The organism is Candidatus Culexmicrobium sp., assembly GCF_058356305.1.
In genome coordinates this window covers 193,873-205,472 of the sequence record NZ_JBTVBB010000012.1, presented here as the reverse complement: position 1 = coordinate 205,472, position 11,600 = coordinate 193,873, and the positions used below count along the sequence as shown (strand labels likewise).

Sequence of the window (11,600 nt, the reverse complement as noted above, 5' to 3'; positions counted from 1 at the left end):
TGAAGAACCCAATAAAGGGAATTGAAAGACTGTTCCATCGGTTTTAAGGCTTTTTATGGCTTTGAATTGAACCCAATAAAGGGAATTGAAAGTTCTATTTATCAACATTTAAGGGGTTTAAAGGATTTAGTTATAAATATTAGGCTTTTCAAAAGTAGAAGGTTATTGGGTGTTAACTAGATTTTCTTGATTAGTTCAACTATTTTTGGTAGTATTGTTCCTGCTCTACCTTTAATAAATAAGTCTGCTATCCCTGTTAATGCACTTCTATTGATATTTATTTCAATTATGAATCCACCATTCTGTTTAGTTAGATATGGTAGGCTTGCTGCTGGATGGACTACTCCGCTAGTGCCTATAATTAATGCTAGATCTGCCTTTGAGAATGCTTTTAATGCATTATTTAATGCTTCTCTTGGAATTGGCTCTCCAAACCATATTACATCTGGTCTTAATAGGCTATTACATTTTGGACATTTTGGCGGAATTGTTTTTGGGGGTTTATTGAATATTAATTTGTAATTGCAATTGATGCATCTTGCACGCCTAATATTTCCATGTAATTCTATTAGATGTTTACTTCCTGAAATTCCATGTAGTCCATCAACATTTTGAGTGACAATATACTTAATAATTCCTAGATTTTCTAGTTCAGTTAATGCATAATGTGCTGGATTTGGCTTTGCATTAAATGTTATTTTCATTCTCCATCTATACCATTCCCAAACTAATCTTGGATTACGACTAAATGCCTCTGATGTAGCTAATTCTTCAACTCTAAATTTTCTCCAAAGCCCGTTTCTTCCTCTAAATGTTGGAATGCCGCTTTCAGCTGAAATTCCAGCTCCAGTTAGGCATACTGTAAATTTACTTTTAATTAGCATTTTTGCTGCAGTTTCTATTAGGTTATTAATTGTATTCAAATTAATCATCTCCAAATTATTAAGTTATGAAGTTAATTGTAGGCTAACTAATTATCTAGATAATTATATTTATTTTGTAGTGCTAATTGACTATGGTAGCTTACTAAATGCTACTATTTTTCTGTTTTAAATTTTCTGCTATAACTAAAATTGTATATAAGGTTGAGTGGGGGAGAAAGTATGTATCTCTAGTTTTAGCTTTTAATTGTTTATTTAAATTTTATGTGGATGTGAAATGGTAGATTTATATTATTTTGGTTAATATTCTTGATTGGGGATTGATTGATGTCTGGTGAGCATTCCTATGTTAGGCCTGATGCTTTAAGGTTTATTGCATATTCTGCTGTTAGTTCTGCAGTAACTGCTGTTGGTTTTCTACTTACTGCTCCAATACCATTAATTCCTGGAGCTATTCATTGGCGAGTATTAGCTTTTCTGCCATGTATATTTGGGATTCTTTTTGGGCCGGTTATTGGCTTTATAGCTGGAGGGCTTGGGAATACTCTTTGGGCTTTAATTGGAGGATACTTTAATCCTGCGACTCCTGTTTTCGATTTGATTGGTGTTGGTTTGACAGGGCTTATTCCAGGATTGTTTGTTAAGCCTCATGAATGTGAGAGTAAGGTTGGATTGATTAAGGCAACTATAGTTTCACTTATTTCAGGAATTATCATGGTTCCAATAGTTGCAGTTGGCTTTGACCTTGTTGGTGTTGCCCCATTTATTCCAGCGTGCATCTTCCTTGCATTAAGTGATCTCCCGCCAATAGTGATTGGCACTCCTATAGTGCTTTCTGCAGTTACAGCTGCATTGTTGAGGCGTGGATTGCTTAGATGGAGACTTTAATTTAAGTTGAATGTGTGTGGTGAATATTTAATTGAAGTCTATTGTTGCTAGAGGTCTTCATTGCTCATATGGTTCTCGTGGAGTACTTAGAGGAGTCAACTTACATGTTTCTTCAAGTGAGGTTGTAGCGATTATAGGTGCTAGTGGTTCTGGTAAATCGACATTAGCTTATTGTCTATCAGGGATAATTCCATATAAAATTGATGCTGAGGTTGATGGTGAAATTTATATTGATGATATTAATTATCGAGAGTTAAGTTTCCGTGATATTATTAGTCGTGTAAATATTGTTTTGGAGGATTATGAATCTCAAATTTTTGGTTTAACTGTTGAGGAGGACATTGCTTTTGGACTGGAGAATCTAGGTTTACCTTTAAGTGAAATTACAAGTAGAATTAATTGGGCATTAACTACTTTTGACTTGATTGATAGGCGAAGAAGTTTAGTTTCAGAACTTTCCGGAGGTTTGAAGCAGAGGCTTGCAATTGCATCTACTGCTGTTCTTAGGCCTGATTTCTTAATATTAGATAATCCTACTTCTAATCTTGACTGGCCTGGAATTTTAAAGTTAAAGCAACTGGTTCAAGAGCTTAGAAGTAAGGGGACTGGAGTAATTTTAATGTTGAGGAAGATTAAGGGATTTAAGGACATTATTGATAAAGCATATGTTTTGGATAATGGATCACTTAGACAAGTAGAATTTTCCAGTCAAAGACTTGTATATAAATTTAGGCCATTAACTCGAAATCCAAAGAGAAGTAATTATAATTCAATTTTAGTCAGTGTTGAGGATGTTTGGTTCAGGTATGATGGTCCATATGTGCTTAAAGGTATAAACTTAAAGGTTTATGAAGGTGAATCTCTAGTCGTTATGGGTTGTAATGCATCTGGTAAAACTACATTAATGAAGCATTTAAATGGTTTATTAAAGCCTTGTAAGGGGAGAGTCATTGTTTGTGGAAGAGATACTCGGAATTATAGTGCTGCAGAGATGACTAGATTTGTAGGATTAGCTTTTCAAGACCCTGATAAACATTTATTTGCAGAGACTGTTTGGAGTGAAGTTTCCTTTGGATGTAGAAATTTAAATCTTCCATTAGAAAATGCTGTTATGGCCTTAAGGCTTCTTGGACTTGAAGATTTGAGGGATAAGATGATACATGAATTAAGTATGGGTGAGAAGGTAAGAGTTGTAATTGCATCAGCACTTGCATTGAATCCAAAGGTTTTAGTTTTAGATGAACCTACAACTGGTCAAGACTATGATTTGTTACGGGAACTTGCAAATTTAATTAATAAATTGAAGATGAATGGTAAGGCTATTGTTGTTGTTACTCATGATTCAGACTTTGCTTTATCTATTGCTGATAGAATTGCAGTTATGATTGATGGGGAAATAGCATATTGTAATGAACCTATGGAGATTCTTTATAATGAGGAGATTGTAAAGGAGGCTAAGCTTGAACCTCCATCTTATGAACTTTTAGTGAAGGTGCAGAGTAATGTTGATGGGTAATTATTCATATACATTACTGAGGAGGTTTAATCCAGCAACTAGAATGCTTATCTCCCTCACAATTATTGTCCTCCTCTTTACAGTTTCCAGTATACCAGCTGTAATTACCTTATTGATGGCAACTTTAGCTATAAGCATTATTGGAGGTGTTAGTAAACAAGTATTTAAGGTTTTAAAGATTGCTTGTCCCATGCTTTTATTCACTTTTCTACTCTGGGCTCTACTTCATAACTACTCACTCTTCTATTCTTCTAGTAGTACTGGATTTGCAGTTGACTTTGGTGTTTATATGACTTTGAGACTTATAGCACTAATTACTGCACCTCTAATCTTTATAGCTACTACGACTCCGAGTGAACTAATAGCCTCACTAGAATCTCTGAAGATACCGAGAAACCTAGTATTTCTTTTCGGCTTAACTTTACGTCATATTTCTGGAATAGCTGATGAGTATAGAGCGATTAAAGAAGCTCAAACTTCTAGGGGTGTTGAATTGGATAAGGGCTTTCTAGTTAAGAGAATTAAAAATTACATTCCAGTGATGATTCCATTATTAATTAGGAGTGTTGAGGTAGCTGATAAGGTGACTTTAGCCATGGAGTTGAAGCTTTATGGTAGAGGTAAAAGAACTAGGTTTTTCACATATAAGTTTAAGTTTATAGATTATATCGTAATATTACTGTCACTTACAGTTTTAGCTTTAATTCTATATTATAAGCTGTTTTTAGGAGGTATTTAGGTGGAGTATGTTCAGAAGTATAGTGGTGAGAAGGAGTTTGAAATTAATATTGCAGGTTTAAAGAGAACTCTACCAATAGTCAATGTGGCTAATGGAGTTTGGATTGCTTCAAATGCAGAGCTAGTTTTAGGTGATATAGAATTTATTTCAACTGTGGCAAAGGAGCTTGTAGACAAAATTAAAATTTTTGCTCCCGAAGTTATAGTTACTCCTGAAGCGAAATCACTGGCTATTGCATATGAGGTTGCGAGACGCCTCGGTCATAAACGCTTCATCGTTGCTAGGAAAAGTGTTAAGGCATATATGAAGGAAGTATTAATTGAGGAGGTTAAATCAATAACTACCCGTGAATCACAAATCCTAGTTCTCTCCTCTAATGATGCTTCATATATTAAGGGTAAAAGGATTTGTATATTAGATGATGTAGTTTCTACGGGGGGTACATTAAGGGCTCTTGAAAACTTAGTGTTAAGAGCTGGAGGTAACATTGTATGTCGAGTTGCAGTTTGGCTTGAAGGTCCATGGTGTATTGATAGGGATATAATTTTCCTATCAACCTTACCAATATTTGTCGAAAAGATGAAAAATTTGAGGATTGATTAAACGAGATGAAATGTAGGAGTTAGCTGGAGAATATAAGGGTCCATATTTCTTTCATAGTTTAATTTAACACAATAAGCATCTTGTTACCTTAGTATTTGTTCTGATGTTATAATGTCCCTTGTTAGGAGATCTTCCCTTTCTAAGAAGTTTATAAATTAGTGGTCTATTGTGAATAAGTTTAATCCCTTCATAAGTGAAGTGGGGTATAGTAGGTTGTCTATGTAGTCTCGATGTCCAATGTTGTAGATTTCAAGGGCTCTAATATAGACTTTCGAGGGTGGATTTAATAGGTTATATGTTTCTCTAATAGTTGATATTGTGGGGGATATGCTTCATCTACATCTTTTTCACAATCATAATTGAGCTTTTACTTATGTGTGGATATGCTAGAAGTGCGTCAAGTTCTTTGAGCATTATCCTGCTGCTATCCTAATGGCTTAACATTATATCCTAAGTTAGAGACTTAATTATTTGTATTTGTTTCATGTAAATTTGGAGTGTTGTAGGATAAAGTTATTTAGATTTACATTATTTCATAGTCGCCAATTAAAGTTTTGAGAACATAACTCCACTTAAAGTAATTTAATATTTACTACTTCTAGTATATGCTTAATTTTCGAACATGAATGAATACAGCTTCTTTACATTATGAATATTAACTTTTAATACATATTCATAGCTACATATTCTCTTTTCAATTATTTTTCTCCAGTTTCTAGGTATACTCCAAGGGGTTATGACTGCTCCTGGACGTTTAGGATCATCGAGAAAGTCGCTTTCAACGAGTACTGTAGCCTTACTATTAACTGCCTCTCTAATTTCATTAAATTTTCCTACTATTGTGGCTTTTAACTTCATATTTTCAATATATCTCAAATGTTCTGCGGGGTAGTGGTGAATAACTATTAATTTCTCTTTAACCTTCAATTCTTTAACTAGGTTTAAAATGAAGTTTATAGTGTTCATTCCACCTTGCTCTAAGTGTAGGTGGATGGGTACATTTAGCTCACTAGCCCTAATTAGAGCATTACTCATAATTTCCTCTGCGACCCTAACTCTTTCAGGCTTAGTTGGATAGTGTTGTCTTCCAAATTCACCTAAACCTTGAGCTAAGCCATCATGAATAAATTTACAAGCTAAATCTAAAACCTTCAATCCAAGCTCCCTAATTCTATTGAGCTTAATACCCATTGAAGCTAACTTATCTACTTCAGCTGGATGGAAACCCAAGTGTACGGCACAGGCTAATCCTACTATCCTTACAATTCGCCCTTGATTGACTAAAATTTTAAAGCTCCTTTCATAAGCTTCAATTCCATACTGTCTAATATTGTAATGCCATGGTGGAAGCGAGATTAAACCTAGAAACCAACCTCTACTTTTCTTAAACTTATTTGCAATTTTTCTAGCTCCAAGACCCTTGATAGGGTTACAATGACAATGAGCATCTGCATATACAAAGTCTCTATTCGACATTTCACTCACAATAAATTCTAGTTTAAATATTAACTTACTTACTATAAGACTTGAATTTAAAAGCTAGATTTTAATTGATATCGACTGTTCTTTTTTCATTTACCCATTTTCTTTTATGTCTTCTGAAGATTTCAAATCAAAATAGTATAATTATGCATATACTGCAATTTTGCGGCTCGGTTATGGCCGGGATGCCTCATTTACTCGGCAGGTAGCCAAACCCCTCATCGCCATGCTAATATTAGCTTAACTTAAATTTAGCTTTAGCTTTCCTATTATTATAGATGCCAAGTTGACAAGTTAGAGTAAGCTTAAGCATATTTATCAAGGTTAGATAATTAAGTATTGTGTGACAGGTGAGTTGAAGTCATGAAGTTAAAATATATAAACAATATTATAATTGATGAAGATCTTCAAAACCTATTATATGTTTTTAAAGATAGAGAGGAAGCTGGAAAGATACTTGCAAAAGCCTGTAAACATGTTTTGGATAGGGTTGATATTATATATGCTATCCCGAGAGGTGGAGTTCCAATTGGAATTGAAGTTGCCAGGACCTTCAAGTCTACCTTCGACCTACTTATATGCAGAAAGCTTCTTATACCATGGAATCGAGAAGCAGGATTTGGAGCAGTAGGGCCAGATGGAAGCTACTTTGTAGACGAACAATTTGCAGAATTAATTGGATTAACAGATGAAGACATAATGTCTGCAATTGAAGAACAACTTCAAGAAATAAAACATAGAAATAGCGTGTTACGTAGAAATAAGCCGTACTTAAATCTTCAAGGTAAAACTGTAGTTATTACAGATGATGGAATAGCAGCAGGCTATACGATGCGAGCAGCAATAAAATTCATTAAATCGAGAAAAGCGGAGAAAATAATTATTGCAACACCGACTGCCCACATGAAATCTCTAAAAGACTTATCTAGACAAGTAGATTTAATTATATGTTTAAATCCAAGGAGTGGACCATGGTTTGCAGTTGCAGATGCATACAAGTACTGGAGAGATTTAACAGATCAGGACATAATAGGCTTAATTGAAAGTTATCAGAGCGAGTAAATAAGTGAATATGCTAACTATGTAATGGCTGTCAAGGTTTCAACTTTGCATGACATACAAATGATAAATATATTATGTACTTCCATAGTGTTATCCGAGATATTCAAGGTGTATTGGAATGTATGGTTTACATGGCTTCTTAGAGTTCCTTTTCTTGTATTTTTGTTGTTAAAGTGTATAGTATTGTTCCTAGCTGGACTCCTACTAAATTTCTTATTGGTATGACCCTATAGTTTGATAGTTTTTTGAATTCCTCTTCCATGTAGTCAATTTTCTTTAAAATCCATCTATAGTGTCTTTTTAGCTTTTCGACTTCTTTCACTTTTTCATTTACTAGTCTATAGAATAGGCCGTATCGTAGCATTCCATAAAAGTATACTCTTGATGCTATTGTATCGAATGCTTCAGAGACTGTTGCTTGTCTATCTGTGGATGGATCCCTCTTAGCCCATCTCTCCTTTGCCTTTAAGGATTCAAGTCCTAGCCTTAAGAATTCACTTAGAGATTCATAGAAGGGTGATTCCCTATCTATGTATGGTTCTACTTCGCTTAATCTTTTCTGAAGCCCTTTCAATAATTTTCTATTCTTCTTGACTCCTAGTAGTATTATGTCTCTCCGCTTTACACCTATTGGTGTTGTGTTTGCTACTCTGTCATCATATATGTATGGAACCTCGCAGACAACTGTCAAAACTTTCTCATTAACTCTCTTAGCATATTCATCGCTACTAGCACCACTCTTTATTACTTCTGCTGGATCCTTCTTGAGATGCTTAGCATAATATTCATATGATTCAACTCTCGTAGGCATTTTAAATATGGCATCAGCAAACTTTACAACATATGGCACTTCTGGTTCGCCTAAATGGACTGGAATATTAAATTTCTCTGCAACTTGATGGAGTTTACTATAGACTTCTGGAACTGGGTCGGAGAGATAGAAGTAGGCTCCACAGAAGCCTGCATTATGAAGTGAAGCCATAAAGTCTGGTTTAACTTCATCTATCAACTTCATTAATGCCTTCGTCTCTGGTATCGGCTTATCAAACTTCAAAGTCTTATACTCTATTGGGAATGTCCATTCAACTTGCTTGAATCCAGGTGGCCTATAATAGTTTAAGGCATACTTCTTGGGAGTCCACTCACCTTTAAACCATCCTTCATTTAATCTAGCTCCAAATGGATCTATACATTTAATTATATACCAAGTGGTATTCATCTTTCTTCTAATCTCTTCATCAGTTGCAAGTTTCCATGATAAGTATTCCAGCGTCATACTGCCGATAGGTTCATTTGGATGTGGAAATGCGAAAAGTAATGCATTTACTTCTCCTTCACCTATCTTCAAGCATTTAATTGGTTCTCCACTTCTTGATCTTCCAATTTCAAATATTGATGCTATATCAGGATACTTTGCAACAAGCTTTTCAGCACTATTATTTAATTCATCTACAGTCAAGAATTCCCTATAGTCTGGAATTTCACTTAGGATTCTCCATATAATTTCTTCCATTCACATTCACCAATACAAATTAACCTCCATAATTTAATAATTTAACCACATCTAGGATGCACCGTCAAATGATTTATATTAACCGTATTTAATGATAAGTTGGTGTCTAGATTGAGTAGAGAGTTTAGAATGTCAGTTATAAAATTAATATTCTTCATAATTGCATACGTACTTTCAGCTGCATTCATTAAATATTTATTCACTGAATCCATACTTATTCAATACTTCCCTGACATTTCTGAGTATAAAATCTATGTTGATATCCTAGTAGCACTTGGATTCGGCTACCTAATAGTCCATGCCTTCTCAGATGTAATCTACTGGGCTATGAGATTTAAATATGAACATCCAACAGCAGCCGCCATTAGAAGCCTTTTTAGAATAATTGGCATTGGCGCCATGATAGCAGTCATCACTGGTTCACTCTCATCACCAACTGCAGGTGTCACTCTGGGAAGCTTTATTGGAATGGTAATAGGCTTTGCCTCACAAAAGGTCCTAGGCCAAGTTATGGCTGGAATACTTCTCCTAGTTGCTAGACCATTCAAAATTGGCGATAAAATTGAAGTTGCCGGGATAGTTGGAGTTGTTGAAGATGTCACCTCCCTATTTGTAGTTGTAAGACGAGATGATGGCAAAATAGCTCTTATACCCTGTAACTCACTCATAGGATCAAAAATAATCAAGCATCCCAAGAAGTCAGACACCGTTTCACAAACTTAGAAATACTAAACCTGCTGTTGTAAAATTAAGTATTATTTCACTAGAATTTTACTGTCATTTTCTTCAAATTTACTTGAAGATGATTAGAAGTTGATGGCTTCTATCATTATAGTATGGTTTTTCACTATCTTGATTATTAAAGTCAATGAGGTTGAATTTCGATGAAAAAGTTTCTATGCAATCTAGCCTTAATGAGGAAGTAGTAGTTAACTGGAAAATATTATGAAGAATCTAACATAATAGAAATCACGGGAGAATTTAGAAGGCTTCTTCTTACTAAACCTAGATTAGTTCTTATTGCAGAAAGATCCCCCCTCATTTTAGAGGAATTGAGATGGGTAGATATCGTAGTCTAAGATGCGAGAGAAGGATTTTTGAACAAAAGGTTGGACTTCCAATAGGGATGGTGGATAGAGTACATGCATTGGAAACAGGGAAGAATAGTCTTGAAGGGTACGTGAAGAAAAATATTAAGATAAAGTAGTATAATCAAGAAAGTCTATTCAAGATTGTAGGGTATTATCATTCAAATTAACTTAATAAATTTCATACTTTGAAGATAAGGGGAATTTCAGGGTCGAGGTGGAGTTGGAGGCCATTTAGCTGTACTTTCATAATACCATATTACTGTTAGGTTGTCGGATAGTATGTATCTGTCGCATCCAACTGGCCCTAGTTTCCACTGCTTTGTCTCTGGATTCCAGTACCACCAAATCCAATACATTGATTTTTCAGGATTATTTGGAACTTCATTTATTGAATTTATGAAGACTCCGAAGGGATAGGTTGTATAGTTGATTTTGGCTATTTTTAGAGTTGCGTCGAATAGTGTTTCTCCAAGCTTGATTTCAGTATAGTTGAACCAGACCCTACTTCCATTGCCATAATCTATTCCTATGTTGACGTGGATGGTTCCGCCAGTAATGCTACATAGTTCCTTTATAATATTTGTGCATTCTTCTATTTTTGCTGAAATGCCAAATGCTCCACTCATGGTGGCATTTTCAAGTGTCTCCATCAATTCATCTATGAGTGTATTTAACTTGACGCTAACCCTGTTCAATATTGTATTTACATCAGAATACATTCTTCCCATTTCTTCATATTTATTGTAGTAGTAGGCGGCAGCTATAGTTGCCATTATAGCCCAAACTAATATTACTCCAGCAACAATCCAAGGATACTTACTTTTCGACAAATCTATCACCCCAACCATTAATTTTGGTAACTAGAATTGAGGTTATAAAGGCAGATGAAAACTCAGTTATGGGTCCAACAGCGTATAAATAGCCTCCCATAACTGGTAAGAATAATCCTAAAATTCCAATGGTTAATGCTTCCAATGGAGGCATAAATAGTAGGTATAGGAGAAATGAAGTTAGAATATCATATGCCAAATACAGCATATAAGATGTAACTAGGACTTCCATTTTTGAAATCTTTCTTCCACTCCATATTAATCCACTTATAAGTCCAATTAAGCCACAAGTCATACTTGTTATAATAGTCCATATTCCTAAACCTAGGATTACGTCTGAAACTATGAATGATAGGATTCCAACAGCGAAGCCATAGACAGATCCCATAAATGACCCTGCAAGTACTGCAAATGCACATGGAAAATTTACAAATTGAATTGGACCTAATATTGAATGCTTCGCTAGTCTTAGTGCCACTGCTGAAGCTGCAAAGTTTGCTGTTAAGGCTAATTTACTAGGTTTGTTCACATAGGCAATTTTGCCTATTCTTTATTTATACTTTTTGCTTTCACACTTCTGTAAACATGATTACTTGGCAATCTATCGGGTTTTTAGTAGAGGTTTTAATATGCTTTACGTGGTCAAAAATGTTTATTACTTTCCTTAGTGTTTTATTGTTAGTGATAGATAAGAATTTGTTTTATATGTTTTTAATCTTTTTAATATTGGTTGATGAAGTGTTGGACTCTTGCTTATCATATTTAAATGAGGGGTTTAGATTAGAATGGCATTTTTAACCCGTACTTCTTCATTAATTTAGATATGAATTCTGTTTCACTTCTTTCTCTGAATTCTTTTTTGGATAGTATGAGGAGGGTGGCCTTTATAATGCTCATGGCTTCTTCTTCATTTAAACCAATTTTCTTCAATTTTTCTAATAATTCATCTAAATCTTCCTTCTTCATGTTTTATACTCTTCTTTCAATTGTTTACA

13 protein-coding genes are annotated in these 11,600 nt (G+C 34.6%); 7 read left to right on the top strand and 6 right to left on the bottom strand.

All coding sequences use genetic code 11. From position 1 onward, the window contains the following. Positions 1–176 precede the first annotated feature (176 nt). Complete coding sequence (gene cobB, locus ACW8TM_RS03425) at positions 177–914, bottom strand: NAD-dependent protein deacetylase (protein ID WP_491531882.1); 738 nt, start codon at positions 912–914, stop codon at positions 177–179. A gap of 294 nt (positions 915–1,208) precedes the next feature. Between cobB and ACW8TM_RS03420 the strand changes: the two genes are divergently transcribed. Genes ACW8TM_RS03420 through ACW8TM_RS03405 form a run of 4 tightly spaced genes read left to right on the top strand, consistent with a single transcriptional unit; the run spans position 1,209 to position 4,627 of the window. Next, entirely contained in the window at positions 1,209–1,769 is a 561-nt protein-coding gene (locus tag ACW8TM_RS03420; RefSeq protein WP_491531869.1) for an ECF transporter S component, read from the top strand. 31 nt (positions 1,770–1,800) lie between these two features. After that, positions 1,801–3,285, top strand: coding sequence for an ABC transporter ATP-binding protein (locus tag ACW8TM_RS03415; RefSeq protein ID WP_491531868.1), 1,485 nt, complete (start codon positions 1,801–1,803; stop codon positions 3,283–3,285). After that, on the top strand, positions 3,272–4,024 hold the full coding sequence (locus tag ACW8TM_RS03410) for an energy-coupling factor transporter transmembrane component T family protein (RefSeq protein WP_491531867.1): 753 nt from the start codon (positions 3,272–3,274) through the stop codon (positions 4,022–4,024). The genes ACW8TM_RS03415 and ACW8TM_RS03410 overlap by 14 nt, the downstream gene beginning before the upstream one ends. Next, complete coding sequence (locus ACW8TM_RS03405) at positions 4,025–4,627, top strand: phosphoribosyltransferase family protein (protein WP_491531866.1); 603 nt, start codon at positions 4,025–4,027, stop codon at positions 4,625–4,627. 609 nt (positions 4,628–5,236) lie between these two features. On the opposite strand, the gene ACW8TM_RS03400 is transcribed toward ACW8TM_RS03405, so the two are convergent. Beyond that, on the bottom strand, positions 5,237–6,103 hold the full coding sequence (locus ACW8TM_RS03400; RefSeq protein ID WP_491531865.1) for a TatD family hydrolase: 867 nt from the start codon (positions 6,101–6,103) through the stop codon (positions 5,237–5,239). A 369-nt stretch (positions 6,104–6,472) separates the two neighbouring features. Between ACW8TM_RS03400 and ACW8TM_RS03395 the strand changes: the two genes are divergently transcribed. Continuing rightward, the gene (locus tag ACW8TM_RS03395) at positions 6,473–7,171 is read left to right on the top strand and encodes a phosphoribosyltransferase (RefSeq protein ID WP_491531864.1); all 699 of its coding nucleotides are present in this window, start codon (positions 6,473–6,475) and stop codon (positions 7,169–7,171) included. A gap of 139 nt (positions 7,172–7,310) precedes the next feature. On the opposite strand, the gene ACW8TM_RS03390 is transcribed toward ACW8TM_RS03395, so the two are convergent. Next, positions 7,311–8,684, bottom strand: a complete 1,374-nt coding sequence (locus ACW8TM_RS03390) for a M14 family zinc carboxypeptidase (RefSeq protein WP_491531863.1) — start codon at positions 8,682–8,684, stop codon at positions 7,311–7,313. A gap of 102 nt (positions 8,685–8,786) precedes the next feature. Between ACW8TM_RS03390 and ACW8TM_RS03385 the strand changes: the two genes are divergently transcribed. Together ACW8TM_RS03385 and ACW8TM_RS03380 are read left to right on the top strand one after the other, a co-directional pair. Next, complete coding sequence (locus ACW8TM_RS03385; RefSeq protein WP_491531862.1) at positions 8,787–9,407, top strand: mechanosensitive ion channel domain-containing protein; 621 nt, start codon at positions 8,787–8,789, stop codon at positions 9,405–9,407. Positions 9,408–9,741: 334 nt separating this feature from the next. Continuing rightward, positions 9,742–9,891, top strand: a complete 150-nt coding sequence (locus ACW8TM_RS03380; protein WP_491531861.1) for a hypothetical protein — start codon at positions 9,742–9,744, stop codon at positions 9,889–9,891. An 87-nt stretch (positions 9,892–9,978) separates the two neighbouring features. Here ACW8TM_RS03380 and ACW8TM_RS03375 read toward each other — a convergent pair whose 3' ends face one another. From ACW8TM_RS03375 to ACW8TM_RS03365, 3 genes are all read right to left on the bottom strand, one after another. Further along, a complete protein-coding gene (locus ACW8TM_RS03375) occupies positions 9,979–10,605 on the bottom strand; it encodes a DUF4430 domain-containing protein (protein WP_491531860.1) in 627 nt (208 codons plus the stop codon). Continuing rightward, on the bottom strand, positions 10,592–11,134 hold the full coding sequence (locus ACW8TM_RS03370) for an ECF transporter S component (RefSeq protein ID WP_491531859.1): 543 nt from the start codon (positions 11,132–11,134) through the stop codon (positions 10,592–10,594). The genes ACW8TM_RS03375 and ACW8TM_RS03370 overlap by 14 nt, the downstream gene beginning before the upstream one ends. 251 nt (positions 11,135–11,385) lie before the next feature. Further along, a complete protein-coding gene (locus ACW8TM_RS03365; RefSeq protein WP_491531858.1) occupies positions 11,386–11,571 on the bottom strand; it encodes a hypothetical protein in 186 nt (61 codons plus the stop codon). Positions 11,572–11,600 lie beyond the last annotated feature (29 nt).